28 protein-coding genes are annotated in these 26,539 nt (G+C 60.8%); 7 read left to right on the top strand and 21 right to left on the bottom strand.

Translation table 11 applies throughout. The features are described 5' to 3' along the window. The first annotated feature begins 363 nt into the window (after positions 1–363). Both ahr and AC4DF4_RS09180 read left to right on the top strand, forming a co-directional pair. A complete protein-coding gene (gene ahr / locus AC4DF4_RS09185; protein ID WP_490047824.1) occupies positions 364–1,374 on the top strand; it encodes an NADPH-dependent aldehyde reductase Ahr in 1,011 nt (336 codons plus the stop codon). Positions 1,375–1,441: 67 nt separating this feature from the next. Continuing rightward, on the top strand, positions 1,442–2,152 hold the full coding sequence (locus tag AC4DF4_RS09180; RefSeq protein WP_490047823.1) for a GDSL-type esterase/lipase family protein: 711 nt from the start codon (positions 1,442–1,444) through the stop codon (positions 2,150–2,152). 112 nt (positions 2,153–2,264) lie between these two features. On the opposite strand, the gene AC4DF4_RS09175 is transcribed toward AC4DF4_RS09180, so the two are convergent. Beyond that, positions 2,265–4,223 (bottom strand): hypothetical protein, encoded by a 1,959-nt coding sequence (locus AC4DF4_RS09175; protein ID WP_490047822.1) that lies wholly within the window; start codon positions 4,221–4,223, stop codon positions 2,265–2,267. Between the two features lie 507 nt (positions 4,224–4,730). Between AC4DF4_RS09175 and AC4DF4_RS09170 the strand changes: the two genes are divergently transcribed. Continuing rightward, positions 4,731–5,465: a sterol desaturase family protein gene (locus AC4DF4_RS09170; protein WP_490047821.1), complete on the top strand. Its 735-nt coding sequence runs from the start codon at positions 4,731–4,733 to the stop codon at positions 5,463–5,465. Positions 5,466–6,134: 669 nt separating this feature from the next. Here AC4DF4_RS09170 and AC4DF4_RS09165 read toward each other — a convergent pair. Continuing rightward, complete coding sequence (locus AC4DF4_RS09165) at positions 6,135–6,380, bottom strand: type II toxin-antitoxin system HicA family toxin (RefSeq protein WP_490047820.1); 246 nt, start codon at positions 6,378–6,380, stop codon at positions 6,135–6,137. Continuing rightward, a complete protein-coding gene (locus AC4DF4_RS09160) occupies positions 6,377–6,595 on the bottom strand; it encodes a type II toxin-antitoxin system HicB family antitoxin (protein ID WP_490047819.1) in 219 nt (72 codons plus the stop codon). Before AC4DF4_RS09160 ends, AC4DF4_RS09165 begins: the two co-directional genes overlap by 4 nt. Before the next feature lie 101 nt (positions 6,596–6,696). On the opposite strand from AC4DF4_RS09160, the gene AC4DF4_RS09155 reads away from it, so the two are divergent. Genes AC4DF4_RS09155 through AC4DF4_RS09145 form a run of 3 tightly spaced genes read left to right on the top strand, consistent with a single transcriptional unit; the run spans position 6,697 to position 7,707 of the window. Next, positions 6,697–7,101, top strand: coding sequence for a type II toxin-antitoxin system VapC family toxin (locus tag AC4DF4_RS09155; protein WP_490047818.1), 405 nt, complete (start codon positions 6,697–6,699; stop codon positions 7,099–7,101). An 11-nt stretch (positions 7,102–7,112) separates the two neighbouring features. Continuing rightward, positions 7,113–7,454, top strand: coding sequence for a DUF2442 domain-containing protein (locus AC4DF4_RS09150; protein WP_490047817.1), 342 nt, complete (start codon positions 7,113–7,115; stop codon positions 7,452–7,454). Beyond that, positions 7,447–7,707, top strand: a complete 261-nt coding sequence (locus AC4DF4_RS09145; protein WP_490047816.1) for a DUF4160 domain-containing protein — start codon at positions 7,447–7,449, stop codon at positions 7,705–7,707. Before AC4DF4_RS09150 ends, AC4DF4_RS09145 begins: the two co-directional genes overlap by 8 nt. 86 nt (positions 7,708–7,793) lie before the next feature. Here the strand turns inward: AC4DF4_RS09145 and argF are convergent, their stop codons facing one another. The 3 genes from argF to AC4DF4_RS09130 all read right to left on the bottom strand — a co-directional run bounded on the left by argF (position 7,794) and on the right by AC4DF4_RS09130 (position 11,076). After that, on the bottom strand, positions 7,794–8,687 hold the full coding sequence (argF, locus tag AC4DF4_RS09140) for an ornithine carbamoyltransferase (RefSeq protein ID WP_490047815.1): 894 nt from the start codon (positions 8,685–8,687) through the stop codon (positions 7,794–7,796). A 14-nt stretch (positions 8,688–8,701) separates the two neighbouring features. Continuing rightward, positions 8,702–9,952: an aspartate aminotransferase family protein gene (locus tag AC4DF4_RS09135; protein ID WP_490047814.1), complete on the bottom strand. Its 1,251-nt coding sequence runs from the start codon at positions 9,950–9,952 to the stop codon at positions 8,702–8,704. A gap of 98 nt (positions 9,953–10,050) precedes the next feature. After that, on the bottom strand, positions 10,051–11,076 hold the full coding sequence (locus AC4DF4_RS09130; protein WP_490047813.1) for a C39 family peptidase: 1,026 nt from the start codon (positions 11,074–11,076) through the stop codon (positions 10,051–10,053). Between the two features lie 326 nt (positions 11,077–11,402). Between AC4DF4_RS09130 and AC4DF4_RS09125 the strand changes: the two genes are divergently transcribed. After that, on the top strand, positions 11,403–11,960 hold the full coding sequence (locus AC4DF4_RS09125; RefSeq protein WP_490047812.1) for a plasmid pRiA4b ORF-3 family protein: 558 nt from the start codon (positions 11,403–11,405) through the stop codon (positions 11,958–11,960). A 300-nt stretch (positions 11,961–12,260) separates the two neighbouring features. Here AC4DF4_RS09125 and prfB read toward each other — a convergent pair. The 15 genes from prfB to pdhA all read right to left on the bottom strand — a co-directional run bounded on the left by prfB (position 12,261) and on the right by pdhA (position 26,522). Beyond that, positions 12,261–13,401 (bottom strand): peptide chain release factor 2 gene (prfB, locus tag AC4DF4_RS09120; RefSeq protein ID WP_490047811.1). Its coding sequence is split into 2 segments (ribosomal slippage): positions 12,261–13,322 and positions 13,324–13,401, totalling 1,140 coding nucleotides; the frame shifts between segments, so codons are not numbered across the junction. A 292-nt stretch (positions 13,402–13,693) separates the two neighbouring features. After that, positions 13,694–14,374: a sulfatase-like hydrolase/transferase gene (locus AC4DF4_RS09115; RefSeq protein WP_490047810.1), complete on the bottom strand. Its 681-nt coding sequence runs from the start codon at positions 14,372–14,374 to the stop codon at positions 13,694–13,696. Positions 14,375–14,567: 193 nt separating this feature from the next. Next, on the bottom strand, positions 14,568–15,044 hold the full coding sequence (locus AC4DF4_RS09110; protein ID WP_490047809.1) for a hypothetical protein: 477 nt from the start codon (positions 15,042–15,044) through the stop codon (positions 14,568–14,570). 21 nt (positions 15,045–15,065) lie between these two features. Beyond that, positions 15,066–16,061: a flotillin-like protein FloA gene (floA, locus tag AC4DF4_RS09105; protein ID WP_490047808.1), complete on the bottom strand. Its 996-nt coding sequence runs from the start codon at positions 16,059–16,061 to the stop codon at positions 15,066–15,068. Positions 16,062–16,076: 15 nt separating this feature from the next. Then, entirely contained in the window at positions 16,077–16,550 is a 474-nt protein-coding gene (locus AC4DF4_RS09100; RefSeq protein WP_490047807.1) for an NfeD family protein, read from the bottom strand. Then, entirely contained in the window at positions 16,547–17,956 is a 1,410-nt protein-coding gene (locus AC4DF4_RS09095) for an NfeD family protein (RefSeq protein ID WP_490047806.1), read from the bottom strand. Before AC4DF4_RS09095 ends, AC4DF4_RS09100 begins: the two co-directional genes overlap by 4 nt. A gap of 96 nt (positions 17,957–18,052) precedes the next feature. Continuing rightward, the gene (locus AC4DF4_RS09090; protein WP_490047805.1) at positions 18,053–20,338 is read right to left on the bottom strand and encodes a glycosyl hydrolase family 95 catalytic domain-containing protein; all 2,286 of its coding nucleotides are present in this window, start codon (positions 20,336–20,338) and stop codon (positions 18,053–18,055) included. Between the two features lie 79 nt (positions 20,339–20,417). Continuing rightward, on the bottom strand, positions 20,418–20,702 hold the full coding sequence (locus AC4DF4_RS09085) for a hypothetical protein (RefSeq protein ID WP_490047804.1): 285 nt from the start codon (positions 20,700–20,702) through the stop codon (positions 20,418–20,420). 51 nt (positions 20,703–20,753) lie between these two features. Continuing rightward, positions 20,754–21,461, bottom strand: coding sequence for an SDR family NAD(P)-dependent oxidoreductase (locus AC4DF4_RS09080; RefSeq protein ID WP_490047803.1), 708 nt, complete (start codon positions 21,459–21,461; stop codon positions 20,754–20,756). 364 nt (positions 21,462–21,825) lie between these two features. Then, positions 21,826–23,118, bottom strand: a complete 1,293-nt coding sequence (locus AC4DF4_RS09075) for a dihydrolipoamide acetyltransferase family protein (RefSeq protein ID WP_490047802.1) — start codon at positions 23,116–23,118, stop codon at positions 21,826–21,828. A gap of 147 nt (positions 23,119–23,265) precedes the next feature. Further along, positions 23,266–23,694, bottom strand: a complete 429-nt coding sequence (locus tag AC4DF4_RS09070; RefSeq protein ID WP_490047801.1) for a hypothetical protein — start codon at positions 23,692–23,694, stop codon at positions 23,266–23,268. Between the two features lie 192 nt (positions 23,695–23,886). After that, positions 23,887–24,873, bottom strand: coding sequence for an alpha-ketoacid dehydrogenase subunit beta (locus AC4DF4_RS09065; RefSeq protein ID WP_490047800.1), 987 nt, complete (start codon positions 24,871–24,873; stop codon positions 23,887–23,889). A 22-nt stretch (positions 24,874–24,895) separates the two neighbouring features. Further along, positions 24,896–25,189 (bottom strand): type II toxin-antitoxin system RelE/ParE family toxin, encoded by a 294-nt coding sequence (locus AC4DF4_RS09060; protein WP_490047799.1) that lies wholly within the window; start codon positions 25,187–25,189, stop codon positions 24,896–24,898. Further along, entirely contained in the window at positions 25,186–25,416 is a 231-nt protein-coding gene (locus AC4DF4_RS09055) for an addiction module protein (RefSeq protein WP_490047798.1), read from the bottom strand. The genes AC4DF4_RS09060 and AC4DF4_RS09055 overlap by 4 nt, the downstream gene beginning before the upstream one ends. A gap of 29 nt (positions 25,417–25,445) precedes the next feature. Further along, complete coding sequence (gene pdhA, locus AC4DF4_RS09050; RefSeq protein WP_490047825.1) at positions 25,446–26,522, bottom strand: pyruvate dehydrogenase (acetyl-transferring) E1 component subunit alpha; 1,077 nt, start codon at positions 26,520–26,522, stop codon at positions 25,446–25,448. Positions 26,523–26,539 lie beyond the last annotated feature (17 nt).

Raw genomic sequence — 26,539 nt, 5'->3', positions numbered from 1 at the left:
CGTCCTCGGTGGCGGTGCGTAGGACGAGGTGGTCGACAACGAGGGCGGATTTGGTCATCAGTGTTTCCATGGCAGGCTGAAACGGCCAAAACGGAGGCCAATGTATAGTATTTTCTTAAATCGCCAATGAACATCGACCATGGCTGATTTCCGGGCAACCGCCCTGTGGCGGAGCCGGGGGCACGCGGCCACGCTACCAACTGAACCGCAGGCAAACTGACCGGTCTGAAAAGGAGGGACGGGCGGGTATTCCGCCGCCGGTTCCGGACTTCCGGGATGCGCCAGAGAGTGGCTGCAGGAGCCGCAGACGGATTCCACCCATTCCGACTTTGCGCCCGGAGTTTTCCGCGCCATCGTCCGCGCATGACGGAAACATTTCACGGCTGGGCGGCGACGCGATCGGGGCAGGCACTCACGGAACTCGCATTCAACCCCGGCGAGATGCGGCCGGAACAGGTGCAGGTGAAAATCGAATCCTGCGGCATCTGCCACTCGGATCTCTCGATGCTGAACAACGACTGGGGAAACTCGACCTATCCGCTGGTGCCCGGCCATGAAGTCATCGGCATCATTGAGAAGGTCGGTGGCCAGGCGAAGGGCCTTGCCGTCGGCGACCGGGTCGGGCTAGGCTGGTTTTCCGGCAGCTGTCTTTCCTGCCAGCCCTGCCTTTCCGGCAAACACAACCTTTGTTCCAGCGCCGAGCAGATGATCGTCGGCCGCCACGGCGGATTCGCTGACCGGGTGCGGGCGGATTGGGGCTGGGCGATCAAGCTGCCGGCCGCGCTCGATCCCGCCAGCGCCGGGCCGCTGTTTTGCGGCGGCATCACGGTGTTCGCGCCGATCGCCGATTTCGGAGTGAAGCCGACCGACCGCGTGGGCGTGATCGGCATCGGCGGACTGGGCCACCTGGCGCTACAGTTTTTGAACAAATGGGGCTGCGAGGTCACCGCGTTCACCTCCAGCGAGTCCAAGGCGGATGAGCCGCGGAAACTCGGCGCGCACCACGTCGTCGGCACCCGTGACAAGGCGGCGCTGGCGAAACTGGCCGGCTCGTTCGACTTCATCCTCGTCACCGCGAACGTCGCGCTCGACTGGGATTCCTACATCGCCGCGCTCGCGCCGGACGGGCGGCTGCACTTCGTCGGAGCCGTGCTCGAGCCGGTGCCGGTGGCGGCGTTCTCCCTGATCGGCGGCCGCAAGTCGATCTCCGGCTCGCCGCTCGGCTCGCCCGCCACCGTGGCGAAAATGTTGGATTTCTGCGCCCGCCACCAGATCGCGCCCGTCACCGAGACCTTCGCGATGAAGGACGTGAACGCCGCGCTCGACCACCTGCGCGCCGGCAAGGCGCGCCACCGGATCGTCCTGAAAAACTAACCGCCGCCCGCGCCGGAAATGAGGCGTTTACCCGGCGCCTCGTTTCCATTTCACTGCGGCCACGCTCATGACCACCAAGACCCTGACCCGCCGTCTCCCGCTCGTTCTCGCAACTTTCCTGATGCCGGCCGCGATGGCTGCCGAGCCGCTGCCGCCCATCGTCGCGGCGTCTTTCAAAGCCCCCGTCCGCGTCGCCTGCATTGGCGACAGCATCACGCAAGGCTCCGGCGCGGAGAAAGGAAAGTCCTATCCGACCCAACTCCAAGGCTTGCTCGGCGAGTCATGGGTGGTTGGAAATTTCGGCGTCAGTGGCCGCACGCTCCTGAAAAAAGGCGATTTCCCCTACTGGAAAGAAGCGGCCTACCAGAAAGCCCTCGCCTTCAAGCCGGACGTCGTCGTCATCATGCTCGGCACCAATGACACCAAGCCGCAGAATTGGAAACACGAGGCGGAATTCGTCGCCGACTACACCGAGCTCGTGAAATCCTTCCAAGCCCTCGAAAGCAAGCCGCGCGTCTATCTCTGCCGCCCATGCCCGGTGCCCGAGCCCGGCAACTTCGGCATCAATGAAGCCGGAGTGAATGAGCAGATCCCACGCCTCGACGCGCTCGCCGCGGAGATGAAACTCGGCGTCATCGACATGCACGCCGCCCTCGCCGACAAGCCCCAGCTCCTCCCCGACCGCGTCCATCCCAACGCCGAAGGCGCCGGCGAAATGGCCGAGGCTGCCTTCACCGCGCTAACCGGAAAGCCAGCGGCCAAAGTCGCGGCTCCCTGAGGGCGGCAGCCTTCAGGAACAACGAGGCCCGGTATTACCGCAGGTGGGAGGATACAACTCACCGCCGGTCTCCTGACATGAGGACACCGGCGGGAGTTGTTCTCATTTTGGATTACTCGCTGTAAACGGCGAGTTTGTTATAGTTCACGCCTCCGCCGATGGCAGTGATGTCCAGCACCCGGACTCCGCTGACTTCCGCGGCGACGACTTTCACAAGCAGGATATTCTGCCCGGTGCTGATTTCCTGGGTCGCCTCTCCAGCGCTGTTCAAGGTGCCCTTGAGGAGATACTTCAAGCCGTCGATGAAAAGTTGGCCGGAGTATTTTCCACTTTTGTGCATCGTGACCTGAGAAGGTTTTTTCTCAGCCAGTTCCGGATCGACGATGTATTTCCCGGCAAGCACTTCTGCCAATGGAACCCGGGTATACATCTTGCTGACGTAGATTCCCGCCATGCTTGCTTCCGAAACCGACTCGACCATGCCCGCCGTGATGGCAAGCCATGAACCGCGGAACGATTCGCGCTCGATTCCCAGAGTCGAAATTTTCGATCCCTCAGGTGCGGCCGGGTCCAGCGGCTGGCCGTACATGGTGGTGTCTAGAAGCGTGGCGACCGACGAAGTGTCCGCTAGATAGATGCCGTCCACTGGATTGAGGTAATTTTGCTCCACCGGATCGACTGCGCCTGACCTGGCCTTGAAGGCGACCATGAAAGTGTCCTTAGGGCCACCTGAGACGGCGATAAATGAAGTCGAGCGCCACCGGGGAGGCTCGCCGTCATCACCCTCGTCACTTCCCCCGACACCCGGAGGCTTGCCCGAGAAGTTCCAATAGACAAAGTCGGCGAAATTATATTCGCCGGTCCGGGCGACACGATGGACAACGCCGGTCTTGGTATCGGCCACGAAGATGCCTTGGTTCGCCGGCACTGTGACCGGATAGTTGTCTCCGAAGAATTCCCTGCAATAGGCGAGCACGTCGGCATTTCCATCCGTCGGACAATCCAGCCAAAGGGTGACTGTCTCTTGACCCCACGCCCCCCAGAAGGCGACATAACGACCGTCGAAGGACAAGGCTTCGCCAAACCGGTTGAAGGATGCCTCGCTCTCACCCGGAACCGGGTCGCCGATGCCAATCACGGTGGTGAGCGGGGGAGTGGGAATGAGCGGCGCGAGATAAATCCCGCCGTAGGTCGGTGAACCCTCGTTATCGAAACCGGCGAACACCGCCAGGCCTCCCGCCGCGCTCGGGGGAGCCGTCGAACCGAAGGGCACACCGGCGATACCTGTTGGAAGATTCGGAATCACGGTGCTGCTGTTGGCGATCGTCTGCACGGGCAAGACTCCGTCGCCGCTGACCGGATCACGGAAAAACACCCCGGTCTTTCCTTCTCCCGCCAGGGTGTAGTTCCCCTTGAAGACGATCAAATCGCCAGCGGCAAGTGCCGGGGAGCCGGGGAAGACGTCAAAGCGAGTTACCGGACTCACCCCGGGGACCGCCATGTAAGGAAAATAGTCCACCCCAAGCACCGAAGCTTCCGTCCACGGGACCGCCCCCAGCAAGCCGACGCCAGTGATGAGTGTTCCGCCCGGATTAAGGAAGATCCCGTTGGTGCCCGCTCTGGTATCCGTGCCGTTCACCAGATAGGTCCAGACAGGCTGGGAGTTTCCACGCGTGGCCATGGTTTGAGACTTCATCGAAATCCGCGGAATCGAGGGGAACTCGTTGAATTCCGAGGCGAGGTTGTTCGGAGCGGGAACCTTGGTGGAGCGGTCCGCAATCCGGATGGTCTCGCCCGCTGCCAGCATGTTCCTCGCGTAGATGCCGCTCACCGGTTGCGGCCCCTTGCTACGCGCCCGGAACACCACGTAGCCAGCCGTATTCAAAGACGGCTGGTTGTAGCTGTTGAACGGTTTCGCGTCGGTGCCGGGAATGATGCTCTGATTGTTGACGACTTTGCCCCAGACCACGCTGGCAGGCAGGTTGTCGGCAGGAGCCGTCTGGCTGGATATCAACAAGGCCGCAACCACGCCGCCGCCGAGTTGCCTTAGTCTGATTACGTTGGTCTTCATGATGTTTGTTAGTTCGGTGTTTTTCCGTGCTGGCCGAAAGGAGGATGCGCCCTCGATTGAAAGACGCCTTCCCCTTCCTTTTGCAAGATAGCCCATGTCGTTGCGGATTGCTCCACGCCCCTTGTCACAGACCGGACATTTCTTACCGCATTCCATCGCCATGGACCTCGCCTTCGGGGCCCCGTTCCGGGAAGCAAGCGCCCAAGCATCGAGGCGCTCGACGCGGAGATGAACGCTCGCAGTCGGGCGGCAAGTTTCGCCCCCAGCGAGGTCACTCCTGCTCGAACATCGCCTGGAGGCCCTCGCGCACGATGCCACGGAGCCGCTCCTGGGGAATCCCGTTAAAATCCTCAATCCCGGCTGGTGCCTAGGCCTGCATCCCTGTCTGTTTACTCATGGCGTTGGTCGATTTGAAACGTTTGTGCAGACAGGCGGTGTCGGAGGTCGACCGGTCAACCAGCACCAAACGATTTCAATGCTTTATCGGGAAAAGATCCTCCTCCATCCATGCTCGATCGACTCAAAGCCGCCACGCCATTCGAAGCGGGACAATTCTTCCTGCTGGCGAACGTGGCGATCTTCACCGGGTCGAGGCTGCTGGGCCGGCTGTTCCAAGGACGGCGGATCTTCGACCGATGGGAGCCCATGAGACCGCTGGAAATCGCCGCGGCGCTTTCCTCCGTCGCCTTGAATGCAAGCGTGTCCATCGCGGGATGGTGGCTCTGGACAAAAGGCCTGGTCGTTTTAAGACCGGGCGGTTTTGCGACAAGCCTGTTGGATTGCTTTCTGATGGTGATGTTCATGGACTTCGGGATGTATGTCTTCCACCGCCTGGCGCACCACCCCCGCTGGTTTGGTCTCGTTCACCGGTTCCACCACCGCCACGAGACCACCAACCCTATCAGCTTGTTCGTGCTCCATCCGTTGGAGGTTGCCGGGTTCGGCGGGCTGATGATCGCTTTCCTCGTGCTTTACCCGATGACCTTTGGGGGACTCGTCGCCTACCTTTCGCTCAACGTGCTGTTCGGCACGCTCGGCCATTCGGGAGTCGAGCCCTTCCCGCGAAACCTGCGGTCGGTGCCGCTTCTGCGGCTGATCGGGACATCCACCTTTCATGCGGAACATCATGAGCATCCGAAATACAACTTCGGATTCTACACGCTGTTCTGGGACAAGCTTTTCGGAACACTTGATCCCGAATACACAGCGCGCTTCATCGGTAAGGACGACGGCGTAGAATAGCTTCCGACGATGGCTCTGGGTTGGGAATCACATTTCCCGACTCCTTCTGTCAAAAATGCGAACGAAATCCGCCCAACCCAGGGCGTTTGGCTGGAGAGGTCATGGGAACGGCCTTGCTTTCAAGATCAGATCGATGGCCAGTTGCTTGCGATCCTGGTAATCGACTACCAAGGAAGGCAGGTTGTTCTTTTCATCGAACGGGATGATCGCCAACAGGGCGTTGCGCGTCAGCGCGAGGTTCTGACCGGATCCCAGCCGATGATGGTGTCGCGGTCTTGGAGATGCCATGCCGCGGCACACCAGATGGGCACGGCGACAATCTCGTTTTCCTCGAGGATGAACTGACAAAGCCGGTCACCCGCCCCGCGCCGAGCAGGTGCTCTTCATCAAGCAAACCGTGGGCGATCTGCCAGTCGACGGGGGTTCGGCGGTGACAAGTTTATCGCCCAAAATCCGATCAAACGCGCCCTCGCACGTATGGGCTTTCACAATGGATTCAACCGCCATGGACTGCCTATCGTCGCCGGAAGAAGAATCCTCTCCGCACTGGTTCTGGTATCCCGGAGAGTTGAAAGCTTTCGTCCAGGAACGTCTTCACCAGACAAATGGAGGAGGGTTGCCGGAAAAAATCAACGGCTTGTAATTTTGATGAAACCACTTCCCGAAGGCCTACAAACCGATCTTTTCGAGCAATTTCTCGATGGTGAGATTGTGGTGGGCGGCTACGGGTTTCAAGACGCCGCCCGGCAAGGTGCCGGTTTTCAGCGGGCGATGATCGGGAACCGTGACGTGATGCGTCCCACCAACGGTGGTCGTCAGGCGGATGTGGGAGCCGTCCTGCCGCGTGCGCTCATAACCCAGCACCCGCAGCGCGCGGATGAGATCGGAAGCGTTGATGTCGCGTGGGATTTTCACACCGCCATCGCTTCATCACGCACAAAGTGCAAACGGATGATTTTCGGCATCGGGCCGGGTTCGCCATCGGCAAAATGACAATGCACGGCATCGCGCACCATCTCCCGCAGTTCCTCGAGGGTCACGCCCTGCGTGGCGATGGCATGACCGAGAGCGATGGCGACGAAACCGCCGTCCATCTCGTCCTCACGCACTTCGAAAATGATTTCGCTCATGAATGGGCCATCGCACACGGGGCCGGATACGGGCAAGGCACAATATGAGTGAGCGTGGCAGGCTCTGCCGGCGAATCGGCGAGCTCACGCTCGGCCACACAGTGAACACCCTGATTCTGGGCGACGCCTTCGAAATCGCCGGGGATCAGTTTCACGCGATCGCGCGGCAATCCTGGAGCGAGGTGGGACAACGCGGGTATCGGCTCGTTTCTTCTGCACATATCCTCGGCGAGTCCGTAACACTGATTGCCGGGCGGAGCCATTACGCTTTTGCAGCGCAGTGGGGGCAGGACGCCATGGATTCGGGCATTGAGTGGCTCCGTGCGGGCGAAGAGGACTGGGCCAAGGCGCTGGTCTTGATGCGAAAGTTCGCGGATCAAGGGGTGTCGTTCACCGACTGCATTTCGGCCGTTCTGATGAAGCGAGCGGGATTGAAGCGGATCTTTGGCTTTGACCGTCATTTCGAATCCATGGGCTTTCGGGTTTGGCCCGGTCAAGCAGATTGAGCGAAGTCACTTTGAAACGCTTCAAAATGGGGGTCTCGACAAACCGGAGGGTCCGCGGTAGCTTCATCCGCATGAGACTCATGGAGTTAGCCCCCAGAGACGGCTACAAGCTATTCCTCCGGTTTGAAGACGGGGCTTGCGGAGAAGTGGATTTGTCATCGTTCGCGGGACGCGGGATTTTTGCCGCATGGTTGGAACCCGGGTTTTTCGAGCAGGTCATCCTTACAAATGACGGGCATCCCGAATGGCCTGGAGAAATCGACCTTTGCCCGGATGCGCTCTATATGAAGCTGACCGGAAAGCGACCTGAAGACGTCTTTCCCGCATTGCGCCAGCTACACGCCCATGCCTGAGCTTTCACGATTTTACGGCATCGTCATCCAGATGTATTTCGGCGATCACTCGCCGCCTCATTTTCACGCGCTTTACGCCGGGCGTAAGGCGGTTGTCGATATTGAAACCCTTGCGTTTATCGAAGGGCAGTTCCCGCCGAGAGCCAGGGGGCTTGTCACTGAGTGGGCCGCGATTCATCAAGACGATCTGAGAGAGGCTTTTCGTAAAGTTGAAGCCATGGAGATGCCCGCGAAGATCATGCCACTGGATTAGCCCGCCGGCGGCGCGTGCTGGCATGGTCGCTGGCGTGCCACGGCGGGATCGAGGCGGTTTCGCGGGTGTGGTGGTGACGGGCGGCTTCAGCGGGCGAGCGCGACGAGGACGGCTTTCTGCGCGTGAAGGCGGTTTTCCGCTTGTTGGAAAATCGTGTCGGCGTGGAGCTCGAGCACTTCCTCGCTGATTTCCTTGCCGCGGTAGGCGGGCAGGCAGTGGAGGACGATGTGGCCCGGCACGGCGTGCGCGAGCAGTCCGGCCTCGACCTGGAAGCCGGCGAACTCCTGCTCCTTTTCCTTTTGCCCTTCCTGGCCCATGGAAAGCCAGACGTCGGTGTTGATCACGTGCGCGCCCTCGGCGGCGACCGCCGGGTCCGTGGTGATGCTGACGTTGGGCGCATCGAGTTTCGCGAGAAACTCCGCAGGTGGCTGGCAGGAAACGGGCGAGGCCACGGCAAGCTCGAAACCGAGGCGCTTGGCCGCCCACATCCAGGAGATCGTCATGTTGGAAAACCCGTCGCCGATGAACGCGACTTTCCTGCCTTCCCAAGTGCCGAGCTTTTCCTGGATGGTCAGAAGGTCGGCGAGGATCTGGCAGGGATGCTCGTCGTCGGTGAGCGCGTTGATCGTCGGGATGCCGGAGAACTCCGCGAAATCAACCACGTCCTGCTGGGCGAAGGTGCGGATGATCGTGCCGTGCACCATCCGGCCGAGCACGCGGGCGGTGTCCTTGATCGGCTCGCCGCGGCCGAGCTGGATGTCGTTGCCGGATAGAAACATCGGGAACCCGCCGAGCTCGCGGATGCCGACCTCGAACGAGACGCGCGTGCGGGTGGACGACTTGGTGAAAATGAGCGCCCAGGTCTGCCCGGCAAGCGGCTGGCCTTCGCGGCCACGCTGCAGTTTCAAATGCGCGGCGGAGTCCAGCAAGCGCTGGATTTCCTTGGCGCTGAGTTGCTCGATGGAGAGGAGATGTTGCATGAAAAGTAAATGATTTAGAACTCGGCAAGCACGGAGTGAATGGTGACCAGCGCCTCGTCCACCTCGTCGTCGGTGACGTTGAGCGGAGGCAGCAGGCGGAAGGTGTTCGGTCCGGCGGGCGGGACGATCAGGCCGCGCTCCATCAGACGGCTGACGATGACCAGCGCGGGGGTTTTGCCTTCCGGTGTCGGGATGAGCGCGGGGTCGAGGGCGATGCCTAGCAGCAGGCCCTGGCCGCGGACTTCGGTGACGACGGGGAGCTTCCACGAGCGCACGGTTTCGCGGATGCGGACTTCCTGGAGGATAGCGTTCATGGGCAGTTCCTGCTCGCGGATTTCCTTGAGCACCGCGAGCGAGGCGGCGCAGACGAGCGGGTTGCCGCCGTAAGTGGAGCCGTGCGAGCCGGGACCTAGCAACGAAGACAGCGTGGTGCCGTCATGGCTGATCTCGCGGTCGCTGAGCCAGAACGCACCGATCGGCACGCCGCCGCCCATGCCCTTGGCCCAGGAAATGCCGTCGGGCTCGATTTCCGGAGCGATCATGCGCCAGGCCATCGCGTCGCCACAGCGGCCGAAGCCAGCCTGGACCTCGTCAAAAAACAACAGCAGGTCGTGTTTCTCACAGATTCCGGCGACCGCGCGGATGAATTCCGGCGTCGCGCAGTTCACGCCGCCTTCGCCTTGGATCGGCTCCAACAGAATGGCCGCGGTCTCCGGACGGATGGCGGCTTCGAGCGCGGCGATGTCGTTGAACGGCAGGTGACGGAAGCCGGGCAGCAGCGGATCGAAGCCTTCCTGGATTTTCGCCTGGCCGGTGGCGGCCATCGAGCCGAGCGTGCGGCCGTGGAAGGATTGTAAGAACGTGAGCACCTCGTAGCGCTGCGAGCCGTCGGGCTGCGGGCGTTTCAGGCCGAAGCGGCGGGCGGCTTTGATCAGCCCGTCGTTCGCCTCGGCGCCGGAGTTGGAGAAAAAGATTTTTCCGGGAAGGCGGACGTGGTGCTCGTTGATTTCCTCCGCCAGCTCGGCCTGGAGCGGGTGTTGATAGAGATTGGAAACATGCATCAGCTCGCCCGCCTGGTGGCGGATCGCTTCGACCAGCCGCGGGTGGCAGTGGCCGAGCGAGCAGACGGCGATGCCCATGCAGAAATCCAGGTAGCTCTTCCCGGTCTCGTCCCAGAGCCGGCAGCCGGAGCCGCGCACGGGGACCAGCGGGAACCGCCCGTAGGTGGGCAGCACGTGTTTCGCGTAGAGATCGGGAGTGGGCATGGAATCGCGGGAAAAGCGAGAGGCTATCGCCGTTCCGCGAAATGGCAAAGCGGTAAATTTGACGGCGACGAGCCTTTGGCGGGTGCGAACAACGGACCTTAAAACGGCTCGATGCTCGTCGCGCCGGTCGTGATCGTCCACGCGTCGGCGGTGGACATGCGCTTGAGTTCGTGGCCGGCTCCCCACGAGTCGGAAAAGAGGATTTCGGCGGTTTTGGGGTTGTAGCCGATGATCAAGCGCATGTGGCCGCCCGCGTTTTGCGGGATGCGGGGTTCGGGCACTTTGCCGAGCATCACCGTCCATAACAGGGGAGTTCCCTCGTCGATGTGGGACTGGACGGCGCGCTGGAAGCGGGTCAGGTCGGATTTGTTTTTGGTCCGCACTTCGCGGAGGACGTCCACGTTCATCGCGCGATAGATTTCGCCCATGTCGATCATGCTGCCCTGCTCGGGCAGGGGCGCGGCGTCGGCGCGTTTGGCGGCTCGATTGTAATCGCTGATGAGTCCGAGGATTTGTTTGACGTCGGATTTTTCGACTTCCCGCACGCGCACCTTGAGACGGGTGCTGAGTTTTTTAAGGACGCCGAGCATCGCACTGCTGCTCGTGCCACCTTCCGCGGAGCTGTTAGCCGCCTGCGCGAGCTCCTGCTGGTCCACCATCGGGACATCCCCGAGCCAGACGTCGCCGCTGGTGGTGTCCCGCTTGACGTGTGCAGCGCCGTCAAATTTCGTGGATGACGTGCTTTTCACCGAGGCGACTCGGCCCCAGTCCGGATCCGGCGGCGTGATTTCCAGCCTCACGAATTCCGCGCGAAACGGGATGTCGCGGGTCCTCACTTCCTTGGTGAAACTGAACTCGAGGAGGTAGTGCGCCTGGTCCGTCTGCCAGATCAATCCGTCGGCTTTCACCGCGTTCTTTGGATCCTTCCCCCGCAGGGTGAACTTGGTCTTTGTGATCTTGTCCAGCGTCTCGGCGGACGTGCGGACGAGGGCGTCGAATTTTTCTTTGGCCAATTCCCCGGCATCACCCCGGGCATAGAGCATGACCGTGATTTCCGCTAGTTTTCCGTCCTTGAAGCGGGCGATGCTTTCGACGGCGGGGAGGCCGTAGGCGGTGAGCTCCATCCCGGCCACTCGCAGTGAGTCGCGGGTGGCGGAAGTCCATTTGTAGTCGAGCTGGGCGGCGGCCGCGAAAAACTCGTCGGGCTTTTACGCCCAGAGATTATCGGCGGAAAGCAACGAGTCGATGGGTTTGGCAAAAGCGGACGGGACGAGCGCGATTACGGCGAAGGCGGAGAGGAAACGAATCATTGGGAGTGTCGGTGAGGGTAGCGCGGCGGCGCGTCCTGCCAAGGGATTTGTTGGCGGTGATTTTTGATGGCGGTGGGCGGGCGGAAATCCGCACGAATTCCGATTTGATTTTTTCCGCGCAGCGTTCACAAGCTCGCGGCATGGCGAAGGCAAAGGACGAAAACCGGGTGGTGGTGAAGGTGTTTCTCTACGGGATCCAACCGCAGATCTGGCGGCGCTTTTCGATTTCCGCGGACATCACCTTCATCGAGTTCAGCGACGCGATCCAGTCGGTGATGGGCTGGGATAACAAGAGCCCGCACGAGTTCCGCCACGGCAAGGGCAAGCGGCTCGTCGATGTCATCGGCCCGATCGGGCTGGAAGACCAGACGGCGGGCGAGTTCCAGGACGAGGCGGTGCTGAAGGTGAAGGGTTTCCTCGGGAAACGCCGGCTGCCGATCCGGATTCTTTACCGCTATGATTTCGCTGACGAGTGGATCCATGAGATCGTCTTTGAAAAATGGGCCGCTGGTGAAGGCGGACCGGAAGTGCTCGAAGGCGAGCGCGCCTGCCCGCCGGAGGATTTCGGCGGGACCTTCCAATACATGCAGGCGCTGCACGGCGAAATCGAGTGGGCGCATCCCGGCTACGATCCCGAGGCGTTCGATCCGAAGGCGGTGAGCTTCGAGCAAAAGAAGGCGGTGAAGAAGCGGAAGTGATCAGGACGGGTCGGATCGTCGGCCCATGGGTGTGATTTCCTGCTTCATGGCGAGGTTTTTGGCTTTCAGAAACACGGCGTCGGGCAGGTCGATGATGGTTTTCATATCCCCACAGACACTGGAAGAAGTTGTGGGCTCGGCAAGACTCCGGAAAATATGAAACACGAGAGGGCGAAGCCGATCATGAAGAGGAAACTCGCGGCGACCGGTGATCGCCGCCACGGTGCGGCTCACGCAAACTCCACACGATCATGAAGATCAGACAGAGCCGGCGGCGGGTCGAGTCGCTGAGGACCTCGGTCAATCGTCCTCGTCCTTCGCGCCCTTCACCCGGATCTTGCCGCGGAGCTTGGCTTCGATGAACGCGTCGAGATCGCCGTCCATGACGGCTTGGATGTTGTTCGTTTCCTCGCCGGTGCGGAGGTCGAGGACCTTCTGATAGGGTTGGAACACGTAGGAGCGGATCTGGTTCCCCCACGAGACGTCGCCCTTTTCGCCGTAGGCGCGGTCGGCCTCGGCTTTTTGTTTGTCCTCCTCGATCGTGTAGAGCTTGGCTTTGAGGATGTCGAAGGCGAGCTCGCGGTTCGCGCCCTGCGTCCGCGCGGCGGTGGAGCGGATCAGGATGCCAGTGGGAAGGTGGCGCAGGATGACGGCGGTTTCCACCTTGTTGACGTTCTGACCACCCTTGCCGCCGGAGCGGGTGGTGGTGATCTCGATGTCCTTCTCGTTGATCTCGATCTTGATTTCCTTGGAAACTTCCGGAGTCGCGTCGATCGAGGCGAACGACGTGTGGCGCTTGGCAGCGGAGTCGAAGGGGGAAATCCGGACCAACCGATGGACGCCGCGTTCGTTTTTCAGGAAGCCGTAGGCGTAGTCGCCGGTGATCTTCAACGTCGCGGTGCGCAGGCCGGCCTCGTCGCCGTCCTGCCAGTCGAGCGTCTCGACGGTGTAGCCTTTTCGCTCGGCCCAGCGGGTGTACATGCGGTGGAGCATTTGCGCCCAATCGCACGCTTCCGTGCCGCCCGCGCCGGCGGAAATCACGAGGAAACAAGGGGAAATGTCGCTCGGCTGGTCGAGCAACGTCAGCAATTCGTAAGAGCGGATGTCAGCCTCCAGGCTCTTCGCGTTGGTGATCGCCTCGCGGGCGAGGTCGGCGTCATCGTATTCCTTGGCGAGGGAGATTCCTTCATCGATGTCCGCCACGCGGGCTTCGAGCTTAAGGAAGCCTTCGAGCTTTTTCTTCAGCCCGGCGGCCTTGGAGCTGATGGATTTCGCCTTGTCCGAGTCGTTCCAGAACTCGGGCGCGCCCATCGCCTCCTCGAGCGTGTTGATTTCGTTTTCGAGTTTCGGGACGTCAAAGATACCTCCTGAGTTTCGACAGGCGGCTTTTCAAGCCAGCCGTGTCGAGCGCCAGGAGGTCAGCGGTAGGAAGTGAGGACATGCGGGCGGAGAGAAGGGCATCCGCCGCGATGAAGCAAGGCGGAACGTGGAATCGGGAAATTCAAGCTCACCTCGCCGTGAACGGGCTGTCTTCGCGGTGGCACCCTCATGATCGCATTGGGAAATCAGAACCGCGGTTTCCTGGTTGGTGGGCAATCGCATCGCGGATTCAAGCGGAAGACCTGCCTTGACGATGTCCTGCGCTGCTCGGAGGCGATTGTAATCCGCTCGGCGGGAGCAACCCACGCTTCCAGCTGCGGATTACAGGTTGAAGGGAAAAGGACGGGTGCGTCCTACGGCTTCTTGCCGTCATATTCCTGTTTCATTTTTTCGAGGACGGCGGGGACGAGTTCCTTGCTGTCGCGGTGGGCGAAGGCGGCGGCGAAGCGATCCCTGGTGCGCATGCAGCGCATCGGCAGCCAGTTGTTGCCGAAGGCGGCGTTGTAAACGGTGAAGACCTGGTCCCAGCCGGTCATCTTTTCACTCTTGAGCGCGGGCAGGAACGAGCGGCCGTCGAGGTTCGGGATGGCGGGCAGGTCTTCGAGGAAGCCGGGGACTTCGGTGATTTCCTCCGTTTTGATATAGCGGCTGGGCGGCTCACCTTCGGCGAGGTCGTCGGAGCCTTTCATGCCGATGAACGGGCGGTGCGGGTCGTAGCAATTGACGTTGTGGAAAAACGGCCGCCCTTGTTCGCGCGCTTTCCGCAGGACCATGCGCGTGACCTCGGCGAGTTTCGACGGACGGCGGCTGATCGTGTCGTCGCCCACTTCCGAGCAGAATTTCTCCGATGGCTGGAGGTGCTTGCCCTTGCCGAATCGGGAGATCAGGTAGCCGGCGTCGCGCAGTTGTTCATTGAGCGTGCGGACTTCCGGTTTGACCGGGAAGAACCCCATCGAGCCGCTGCGGTGGGGGTAAAGGCCGGTGAACATGGTCTGGCGCACCGGCTGGCAAGACGGCGACGGTGGAATAGGCATGCTCGAAACGCCGGCCCTCGGCGGCGAGCTGGTCCACATGCGGCGTGAAGAACAGGATGTTGAGCGGCTGGGCCGCATGGAGTCCTGCTAGCGTGAGGAGCAATGTGGCGATGAGAAAGTATGGTGATTTCACGAGTTTCGAGAGGACGGAACAGGCCTTGGTTAGTGGATTCGACGGCGATCATGTTTCCACTCAGCGGAGGCCGACAGGGGTATCGAGTATCTCGCGCATGACAAAGGCGCGGCGCACTTCCACGGGATCCCGCAGGCGCGCGCGGATACTTGCCGGAACTTGCGCCGCAGACTTCGCCACCCCTTTGGCCGCGACGCGCGCGCGGGTCGCCGCGGCACCGCCGGTGGTGGTGGCCTTGGTCTCGCGAATCTGGCGCAGGCGCTCGGCGAGGTCTTGCTGGTGCTTGAGGGCCTTGGCGGCTTCAGAGGCCGCCTCCATCTCATATCCCGCTTGCCGCAAGGGCGGCGGCACGGATGGCATGGTCCGCCGCTGCGGCTCGCCGTAGTCTTCATCCGGCGCGAAGACGTCCTCGGGATGGTAGGTTTCCTCACGCTCCCGGGCCGCCTTGGCTTTGGCTTCGAGCACGCTCTTCACCAGCGAGCCCACGCCTAGCAGGACGAGGACGACGATTTGAAAGTTATCGAAGATCCAGTTCATGACTTTTTGGGTTAGGTTTCATCAGGTGCCTTCGGGTTTCGAGATGTTGGTGCGCATCTGGGTGTCGGCCTTGACGTTTTCCATCTTGTAATAATCCATCACGCCTAGACGGCCGCTGCGGAACGCTTCGGCGATGGCGAGCGGCACCTGGGCCTCCGCCTCGACGACCTTCGCTTTCATTTCTGCGACGCGGGCGACCATTTCCTGTTCAAGCGCGACGGCGGCGGCGCGCCGGATTTCCGCCTGGGCCTGGGCCATGTTCTTGTTCGCCTCGGCCTGCGCCTCCTGGAGCTGGGCACCGACGTTTTCACCGACATCCACGTCCGCGATGTCGATGGAGAGGATTTCAAAGGCGGTGCCCACATCGAGGCCGCGGTGCAGGACGACTTTGGAAATCGAGTCCGGGGATTCGAGCACCGTCTTGTAAGATTCCGCGGAACCGATGGTGGTGACGATGCCCTCGCCAACGCGGGCGATGATGGTTTCCTCCTTCGCACCGCCGACGAAGCGGTCGAGATTGGTGCGGACGGTGACGCGGGCGCGGACTTTCACCTGGATGCCGTCCTTGGCCACGCCGTCGATGGTGGTGCGGCCGGACGCGGGGTTCGGGCAGTCGATGACTTTCGGATCAACCGAAGTGCGGACGGCTTCGACAACGCTTTTTCCGGAGCCCTTGGTGGCGAGGTCGATCGCGCAGGTGCGGTTCCAATCCAATGCAATGCCGGCTTTCTGTGCGGCGATGAGCGCCTGGATGGACGGGATGACGTTTCCGCCGGCGAGGAAGTGGGCTTCAATGTCGTTGATCGGAATCTCGATGCCGGCCTTCTTCGCGGTGATCCGCGCATCGACCACCATGCCGTATGGCACCTGGCGGAGCCGCATGGCGACGAGCTCGGTGAATCCGACGTAAGCGCCCGCAAGCCAGGCGCGGAGCCAGACGCTGAAGAAGGAGAGGATGATTCCAGCAAGCAAGATGCCGGCGATGGCGATGACGACGAGGATAATGGTGGGAAACATGGCGGTGGTATTTGGTTAGTTCTTGGTGAGAGTGACAATGAGACGGAAATTGTCCGCGCCGATGATTTCGAGCGCGGAACCTGCGGGCGCCTGGCCGGACTGGCAGAAAGCTTCATAGCGGCGGCCATCGACACGGACATAGCCGCTGGGCGAGAGCATGGTGAGCGCTTCGGCGGATTTGCCCACGAGCTCAAGCGCCTCCTTGCCGAGGGCCGCGCTGACCGCGGTGATTTCACGGGTGAGGAAGGCGCGTTTGCCCAGCTTGGTTTTCGGCAGGATGCGGAATTCGAGGAAGATCGCGAGGCCACCGATCACAAAGGCCGCGATGGCGGCCGTGATTCCACCAGCGGTTCCGTATTCCAGGAAAGCCATGACGCAGCCGCCGAACATCATCAACGCCCCGATCGAGCCGAGAATCCCGCCGGGCACGATCACCTCCACGGCAATGAGCAGAATCCCGATGACAAAAAGCAGGATGATCAACGTCATGACAAAACCTCCACAATCAGGCCGAATTCCGCAAGCCCGGTGACGATCACCGGCGTGCCCGCCTCCGCGAAACCCATCGCGAGCCGCGCCTCGTAGCGACTGCCGCCGATGTCCACCTGCCCGCTAGGGAAGAGCGCGGTGGCGGCGATGCCGGTCCTGCCAACCAAGTCCGCGGCGCTGGCTTCTCCGTCTCCAGTCAACGGACGCGCCGCCACCGGCTCGCCGCCCACGGCGGCGTTGAGGACCATCCGGTCCCACAGTCCGCCATTGGGAAGGTATTTCAAAAGGGCGGCGAACAGCAGCACCGCCAGAACCACTCCAGACAGGACGTTGACCAACGGCATCACGAACACGTCGCCGGAAATCGGAATCGGCTCGCTGGGCCAGAGATCGGTCATCGCCCACACCAGCGACCCTAACATCAAGGCGGCCCCGGACACCGCCAGCAGCATCACGCCCGGAAAGAAGAACAGCTCGGCGGCGACCAGGGCCAGGCCTAGCAGGAAGAACAGGACGGGCTCGTGTCCTGAAAGACCCGCGACGAACTGGCCGAAGAAGACCAAGCCGAGCAGGGTGATTCCGGAAATCCCGAACACTCCGAATCCGGGGGTCTTGAACTCAATGAACAGGCAAACCAGCCCGAGCCCGAGCAGCAGCGGAGTGATCCGGGTGAGATATTGCGCCAGTCTTTCCGACCACGTGACTTCGAGGGTCTTGACCGAATAGTTTCCCGCGCCATGGAGCCGGTCCAACAAGGCTTCGAGGTTTTCGGCGATTCCCGCGCCGAGCAGCGGTTGCGGCGGATCGCCGTAGGTTTTCACGGCCTCCTGCGCGGTTAGTGATAGCAGCTCCCCCTTTTGTTTGATCACTTCATCCCCGATCTTGAGTTCGGATTCCATGTCGATCATCGCCGAAATCACCTCCCCCCGATAACCCTTGCCCTCGGACATCGAGCGGACCCTGGCCTTGAGGTAGCTGACGATTTTCCCGCGCATGGTGCTTTCGATTTCCATGCCGGTGGCCAGCACGGGAGCGGCCGCGCCGATGATGCCGTCGGGCGCGAAGTAGATTTCATCGGTGCCGGCGGAAATGAGCGCACCGGCGGAAATCGCCTCGCGGTTAATGTAAGTCACCGTTTTTCCCGGGAATTTTCCGAGCGCCTTGAGCATCTCGAAGGTGACTTCAAGCGAGCCGCCGGGCGTTTCCATGTCGAGGACGATGGTGTCCACCTTGTCCTCGATGGCTTCCTTCAAGCCGCGGCGGAGAATGTAGAGCTCGGGCTTCGCGATCTGGCCGCGAATCGGAATCACCACCACCTTGGGCGTGGCGGCGATGGCGACCGGCTCGTCCGCGCGCGTGGGGCCCTCGGATAGAAATCCGAGGAGCGCTGCAAAAGCGATGCGCAATTTTCGAGTCACAAGTGAAACATGCCCGAGGGCTTGTTCCGGTGCAAGCTCCCGGTTGTTGGAAGAACCGACGAAATTTCCAACCGTTCGCCAGGATCACTCGGGAGTGATCTGATACTGCGTCCCGGTGGTGGTGGGGAAGCGGAAGACGCCGTCCTGAGCGGTGAGCCGGGCGCTGCCGCCGGATTTTTCCTGAAGCGTGATGGCTGCCGGATTGCCATGGATGCGGAGGACCACGGGGTTGCCCAATTCCGAGCGGAGAGTGGCGGCGGTGAGCTTGCCGTCCCGCCATCGCACATCGACGCCGAAATTTCCACGCGCCTTGAGACCGCTCACGCTGCCGGTTTTCCATCCGGGAGGGACTGCGGGAAGAAGTGAAATCTCATCCGCATGGGACTGGAGCAAGGTCTCGCAAATGCCCGCGGTGATGCCCAGGTTGCCGTCGATCTGGAACGGCGGGTGCGAGGTGAAGAGGTTGGGCAGCGTGTTGAAGGTGAGCAGGCCGCGGATCATGTCGCTGGCCTTTGCGCCCTCGCCGAGACGCGCCCACAAGGCGGTGCGCCACGCCCAGGTCCAGGAGCGGCGGGAGTCGCCGGAGGTGCCGCGCGCCTGGAGGGAAACGGCCGCGGCCTTTGCCAGATCGGGCGTGCCGGTCAGGCTGATTTGGCGGCCGGGATGGACGGCGAAGAGGTGCGAGGTGTGGCGGTGGCCGGACTTTTCAAGCTCCGGACGCTCGGTGGTCCACTCCATGATCTGTCCCCATGAGCCGATCTTCGGACCTGGCAGTTTCTCGCGGGCGGCGGCGGTTCTTTCGACGAGGGCATCCTTTTTGCCGAGCGCCTTGGACGCGTCGAGCAGGTTGGTGAAAAGGTCCCAGACGATCTGTTGGTCGTGGGCCACGCCGTCTTCGCGCGGGCCGTGCTCGGGTGACCAGCCTTGCGGCACGACGAGCTTGCCGTCCTTTTCGACGAGGTGATCGAGCCAGAATTCCGAAACGTCACGCAGGACGGGCCATGCGGTTTCCGCCAGATAGGCCTTGTCGCCGGTGAACGCGTAGTGGTCCCAGAAATGCTGGGCGAGCCACGCGGAGGAGGGCAGGTTCCACTTCCAGCCGTTTCCGCCGAAAATGTTCACGGACGTGCGCATCGTCCAGCCGGGCGTTTTCTCGCCGAATTCCTTCAAGGTGGCCGTGCGGCTCCCGGGGATCATCGCGACCGTCCAATCGACCAGCGGCCGCACGCACTCGGTCAGGTTGGCGGGCTCGGCGAGCCAGTAGTTCATCTGGAGGTTGATGTTCGTGTGGTAGTCGGAATACCAGGGGGGGTTGTTGCGGTCGTTCCACAGGCCCTGCAGGTTCGCCGGCAGAAATCCACGGGAGCTTGAGATCAGCAGGTAGCGGCCGTATTGGAACATCAACGCCTCGAGGTGCGGATCGGCGGCGCCGTCCTTGTACGCGGCCAAACGGTCCTCGACGGATTTTCCAACAGGTGGCGGACCCAGATCGAGATCGACGCGGCCCATCAGGGATTGGAAATCCGCGATGTGCGCCGCCTTGAGGGCCTCGTAATTTTTGCCCTCCACGGCGGCGGCCTGTTTGACGACCGTCTCGGCGGGGTCGACGCCTGAACGGAAATTTTTCGCCGGATCGAGCGCGTAATCGGTGGTGGCGGCGAGCACGAGAGTGGCGGAGTTCCCCGACCAGGAAACCTGGTCACCGGAGCTCGTCACCTTGCCGCCGTCACATGACACATCAACGCGCGCGGCGTAGCGGAGACCGTTGGCAAGCGTGCCGGAAAACGCGGTGGCGGTGCCGAGGGTCGTGCTGGTCTCGCCATGAGCTCCGGTTAGTTTGAGCTTTCCGGCGACTTTTCCGGGTTGGTCGGCGGTGATTCGGACGATGATGACCTGGTCCGGATGGCTGGCCAAAACCTCGCGGGTGAAGGTGGTTCCCGCTTGTTTCCAAACGGTGCGATGGACGGCGTCCGCGAGGTTCAGGGTTCTTGAAAATCCTTCGGGAGCGGGTCCTTCCGGCGGGGAGCCGGTTTCCATTTCAAGATACAAGTCGCCGAAATTCTGATAGCACCCGAATTCGTTGACGTCGTAGCCGCCGGACGGGTTCGCGCCGCCGGTCCACAGGCTGCTGTCGTTGAACTGGATGCGTTCCCGCAGCGGGCTGCCGAAGACCATCGCTCCGATGCGGCCGTTGCCGACCGGTTGCGCGTGGCTTTCCCAGTTGGAGGCGAGCGAGGCGTCGGAGACACCGAATTCTTTGGCCGAGCTTACCTCCTTGCCGCCGGTGGCGATCCGGTCGAACTGGATTTCAAGTGGCTGCACCGCATAAAGCGGGGCGACGAACAGAGGGAGAAGAATAATATGACGCATGGCCGGTTGGAATCGTGTGAGGGCTTGTTACCACTTGGAATACCACCCGAACCAGGCATGTATTTCAATTAAATTGATCTCAGGCAGGCTTGTTCGCGCCCGCGTTGCGGATCTGGTCGAAGGTGCCCTCAATGAGTTGCTTGCCTTGCTCGCCGATGTTGTGATAGATGGTGGACATCGTCTGGATCGTGCTGGCGGCCGGGCCGGCGAAGGTGAACTCGCAGTTGGTGATCTCGCATTGGTTGAGGGCGAAGGGACCGTAGCCGAGGACGACAAAGCGGCAGTTGGTGAATTCGCAGCCTTCGTATTCGTGGAAATCAAGGACCACTTCTTCGTTGGCGAATTTGTTCTTGGTGATTTTCATCTGGTTTTCAGGGGTTGGTGTTCGAGGTTTTATTTGTCCACCCTTTGAAATTCATTCTGATCGCGAAACCCGGCTGTCCAGCTGGAAAACCTGACCGGAGGTATGGGGGAGATCCTCGTGGAGATAGCGGATGAATTTGGCGACCGCCGCGGGAGCGTTGAAGCGGCCCAAAGCGTGGTCTGCTTGAATTTCGGCTTTCCGCGAGTCAGACACGGTTTGGGTCATCCGCGTTTCCATGAATCCCGGCAGAATGGCGTTGACCCGGATATTCGACGGTCCATGTCTGGCGGCCAGATCGGCGACCAACCCGAGCAAGGCCGCTTTGGACGCGGCATAAGCGGCTTGGCCGGCCGCTGGATGAAGCGCGGAATAACTGGAAATGAAAACGACGTGACCATGTCCCTGTCGGATCATTCCAGGTAAGACTGCAGCCGCGCAATCCGCAGCGCCTTGATAGTTCACCGCGAGAACCTCGTTCCACTGATTTTCCCGCATGCGGCCCAAAGGAGCATCCCGGATGATCCCAGCAGCACACACGAGCAAATCAAGCGGCCTAGACTCAAAGTAGCTTCCAATGGCTGCTGCGTCAGTCACATCAAGTGCGTTGCGATCCGGTGCCCCAACTTCCCAGCCGGACTCTGCGAAAACCGCTGCGAGCGCTTTTCCCAAACCACCTCCGGCTCCTGTGATGACCAAGTGTTTCACGTGCGCCGATGGTGCGACGGTTCGCTTGAGTCTCGCAAGTTCGACGATTTTCAAAAACACGGGGAAATGCTGGGAATAACATCGGAACGGATGGGCGAAACCCTCTTGGACTTCAAAAGGCAGGAGGTCATTCCGGTTTTATACAGCGCCGTGCCCAGTTTGTTCGTGCCGTGGAACCCGCATGGTTACGCTGGGGAACAAGCAATTTCCCGGTTTGTTCACACTATGAAGAAGAAGATCTTATAAGTTCAAAAATGAAGAAATCATCAAGAAGAGAAGGGAGGAAATTGTGCGGGTTGATCCTGTTCGAGTAGCTTCGTGAACAGATGATCCTTCAAGAAAGAAGCCTCCCAGCAAAACGCTGGGAGGCTTTGAATGGTCGGGTTGGAGTCGGGGTCGCGAGGGGAACTCCGGAGGCTCAGAGCAGCATCAGGGCAGGTTGTTCGATGAGCTTCTTGACCTCGGATAGAAACTGGGCGGCGACCGCGCCATCGACGACGCGGTGATCGCAGGAGAGTCCCAGATTCATGCGGAGGCCGGGGACGATCTGGCCGTTTTTGACGACGGGTTTTTCGAGGGCGGCACCGACGGACAGGATGGCGGCTTGCGGTGGGTTGACGATCGCGTCGAAGGATTCGATCCCCCAGGCACCGAGATTGGAAACGGTGATGGTGCCGCCGTCGAATTCATCGGGTTTGAGCTTCTTGTCCTTGGCGCGGATGGCGAAGTCCTTGACAGCGCGGGAAATGGCGAGGAGCGATTTGGACTCGGCTTGTTTGATGACCGGAGTGACCAGGCCGTCTTCGACCGCGATGGCGACGGACAGGCCGACGTGTTTGTATTTCACGATGTGGTCGCCGGCGAAGGAGGCGTTGACGGCCGGCACGGTTTCGGCGGCGTTGATGACGGCTTTGAGAATGAAGTCGTTGACGGAGTATTTGTTGCCGTGGGTTTTTCCCGCCTGTTCATTCACCTGCGCCCGCAGCGCCATCAGAGGCGCGGCGTCCACCTCGACGTGCAGATAGAAATGGGGGATGGTGGTCTTGGAAGTGAGCAGGCGCGAGGCGATGATTTTGCGCATCGAGCTGAGCTGGATGATTTCGTCGCCTTCCTTGGCTGCTGGAACAATGGCCTGGGGTGCGGTGGCCGGGACGGGGGCGGGAGCGGCCGCTTTGGATTTGATAGATGCTGCGAGAGCGGCTGCGGCGGAGGCTTCGGACGAGGGGGCGGCGGCAGCGGTTTTGACGGGAGAGGCGGCGGCTTGGATGTCTTCTGCGACGATGCGGCCGGCGGGGCCCGAACCGGTGATGGTGGAAAGGTCCACACCGAGATCGGCGGCGACCTTGCGGGCGAGCGGCGACGCCTTGACGCGGTCTCCGCTGGCAGGAACTGGTGGTGCGGGAGCGGCAGGCTTTGATGCGGGAGCCACGCTCGCAGGAGCGACAACGGCGGCCGCTGCGGCTTGAGGAGCTGGCGTGTGGACCGCTTCGGAATCTCCATTGAGCACGGCGAGAACTCCACCGATCGGGGCCTTTTCTCCTTCTTGGATCAGGATTTCGGTGATGACGCCGTCATCGAATGCTTCCATTTCCATGGTCGCTTTGTCGGTTTCGATTTCGGCGAGGATGTCACCGATTTCGACAGAGTCGCCGACTTGTTTGTGCCATTTGACGAGGGTGCCCTCGGTCATGGTATCCGAGAGTTTGGGCATTTCGATGTTCACAGACATGGTGTTGATAGGTGGTGGAGTCGGGGTGAGAATGGGAAAATGTCAGGGCATTTCCAGTCTTTTTACGAAAACAAAAAGCGCGGGGAGTTCAGGACTCCTCCGCGCTTTGAAAATGATCCAGTGACCGGATTAGGGTTTGACGACGACCGGACCGAGCGGGAGCGGCTTCATCGTTGGAATCAGGCCGATGTTTGGGCTGCCGACAGAGCCTTGGGCGCTGGCCAACCGCATGGTGGATTCCGAAGTGGTGCCGCAGCAGTCCTTTTTCGGGCAGTAGAAACGGGCGCATTGTCCGCAAGGGATACGGACTTTTTTCGTGACGGTTTTGTAACGAGGCACTTTTTCCTCGATGGTTTGGACCATTCCGCCCTTACCGCTTTTGGAATCGCCCGGAGTGACCACTTGTTTGGTGACGATGTCGTAACCGCAGGTTTTGACTTGGCGGGTCTCGGTGCGGTAGCCGGCGGTTTGGCTGCTGCCAGTGCCGAACATCGAGCAGCACGAGGAGAAGCCGAGTGAAACGGCGGCGAGGGAAACGAGTAGGAGCAGGTTTTTCATGGTGATTAATGGATTGAGGAAATGAGGCAAATTTACAGGCAGCAGCACGAGGTGAGGCTGAGAGCCAGAGCAGCGGCAGTGATGATGATTGTAAAACGGGTGAACATAGCGGTTATGCTAGGAACGGGAGCGGGCTTGGCAACCAAAAAGACCGATCGGATTTGAGCATCTTTCGAATTCAGATATGCCGAATCAAGCCAAGGTCAGGACTTTGTCCACAATCCGTCGAGGATTTGGAAGTTGTTCATGCTCAATGTGTGGTGAATAAATTGCGGGGGCGTCGATCGAGCAGACGCGCTTGATTGGGGCGTCAAGGTAGTCGAATGCGTGTTCCTGGATCAGCATGGCGACCATCGCTGAGACTCCGCCGAAGGGCTTGGACTCATCAACGAGGACGACGCGGTTGGTTTTCATCACTGATTTGAGAATGGCGTCCTGATCGAGCGGGCGGATTGAGCGGAGGTCGAGGACCTCGGCGTTGATGCCGTGTTCGCTTTGGAGGATTTCGGCGGCGGCCAAGGAGTGAATGACGGAACGGCCGTGGGCGATGAGTGAGACGTCCGAGCCCTCGCGTTTGATGTCGGCGAGGCCGAGCGGAATCACAAAATCTCCATCGGCAGCGTCCGGAACTTCGCCGGTGGTGCCGTAGAGCAGGGTGTTTTCCATGACATAGACCGGGTCGTTGTCGCGGATGGCGGCTTTGATCAGGCCTTTGACGTCGGCCGGGGTGGCGGGCGCGCAGACTTTCAAACCGGGGAATGCGGCGAACAATCCTTCCGGAATGTGCGAGTGGGTGGCACCGACCCCGGTGCCTCCGTTGGCCGGGCCGCGGACGACGATCGGGCAATTGCACAAACCGCCGGACATGTAGCGGACGCAGGCGGCGTTGCTGACGAGTTGGTCGAAGGCCACGGAATGGAACGACCAGAACATCAATTCCATCACCGGACGAACGCCGAGCATCGAGGCGCCGATGCCCATGCCGATGAAGCCGGCTTCGGAAATCGGGGTATCGACGACGCGTTTGTCGCCCCATTTTTTCCAGAGGCCCTCGGTGACTTTGTAAGCGCCGTTGTATTGGGCGACTTCCTCGCCCATCAGGACGACGTTCGGATCGCGGGCGAGTTCTTCATCAAGGCCCTCGCGGAGGGCCTCTCGGTAAGTGAGAATACGGGACATAGATGGGGTAATGGATGAAAATTTATGAAGCTCTGTGGTTCCAGTAGCCGGGTTTGCGTGAAGTATGGGCGATGGCGAAAATTTCGATCTGATCTTCCTTAAAACGAAATACCAAGTGGCATGGGAAAACGTCGTTTTTACAGAAGCGATATTGGTTTTGTTGAAGGCGGTAAATCAGCGGATTGGCCATTGCTCGCGAAATCGCGTTTTCGACGGCTGTGATGAAATGCTGTGCGACTTCTTCATTTCGTTGTTGGTAATATTGAATCGCTTCCTCCAGTTCGACGCGTGCATCCGGTTCAAAGCGAAAAGTCATAGATCGTGCTTATTGCGGAGTTCGGCGATCACGGTCGGACCATCCAGAAGTTGGACTTGGCCGGAATCAACCTGACGAATTCTGCGAAGAATCTCAATATTCCAAGCGGCACGGATCTCTGGATCGGACAGCTCGTCAAGCTCGTGAAGCCGATCGAGCAGCGCGGCGCGCTCGGTGGGATTGAGCTTGGCGGCTTCGGCTTCCAATTGATCGAGGGTCAGTGCCATGGTGAAAAGTAATGGATTTTCGGAATGGATCAATCGTTGAAGAAATGGCGGCCGATTTGGGACGCCGGCGTGTTGTGGTCGGTTTCCCAGTAAACATCGGTGCTGATGTCCGCGATCGTCGGGGCGGGCGATTCTTCGGCGAATTTCACGGAAGCGGCGGCCTCGTCGGCTGCGGCTTTGTTGATGGCGGTCGCGCTTTCCTCGGTCAAAACGCCCTCTTCGATGAGACGGCGGCGGAACACGGCGATGGGATCATGGTTCTGTTTGTAGTTCTCGATCTCCTCGGGCGTCCGGTATTTCTTGTGGTTCGCGTCCGCGATGCTGTGGCCGTAGTAGCGGTAGGTGTCGATTTCCAAGACCGTCGGCTTGTGCTGTTTGCGGGCTCGCTCCATGGCGATGTGGGTCTTGGCGCGGACCTCGTAGATGTCCGAGCCGTCGATCACGTCCCATTCGATGGCGTAGGCTTCGGCGCGTTGGGCGAGGCAGCCGCTGTAGGCGGACGAACGTTTTTGCGAGGTTCCCATCGAGTAGCCGTTGTTTTCGATGACGTAAACGACGGGGATTCCGAACAGGGCGGCGATGTTCAGCGATTCATGGAAGGCGCCTTGATTGACCGCACCGTCGCCGAGGTAGCAAAGGCAGCAGCCTTCTTTACCAAGGTATTTCAGGCCGTAGGCAAGGCCGAGGCCGAGTGGAGTCTGGCCGGCGACAATTCCGTGGCCGCCCCAGAAGTTCTTGTCGGGAGCGAAGAAATGCATCGAGCCGCCTTTGCCTTTCGAGCAGCCGGTTTGCTTGCCATACATTTCCGCCATGCACTCGTTCATGCCCATGCCGACGGCCAGCGCGTGGCCGTGGTCGCGGTAGGCGGTGATGAAATGGTCGTCCGCGCCGCCGAGGGAAATCGTCCCGACGGCCACCGCTTCCTGGCCGATGTAGAGGTGGAGGAAGCCGCCGATTTTTCCGGCTTGGTAGTATTTCAGGCCGGCCTGCTCGAATCTGCGGATCCGAACCATTTGCGAGAAGAGCTCGATTTTCCGCTCGGTCGTGAGCGCTTGGTTGATGGGCGAGTTGGCGAAATCGAGTTTGGTAGGACTGGCGCTGGTCATGGTGGCTTGAGAAATGG

The sequence above is a fragment of the Luteolibacter sp. genome (assembly GCF_058122085.1).
The sequence above is the reverse complement of the archived record's forward strand: the minus strand, read 5'-3'. Positions and strand labels throughout refer to the sequence as shown.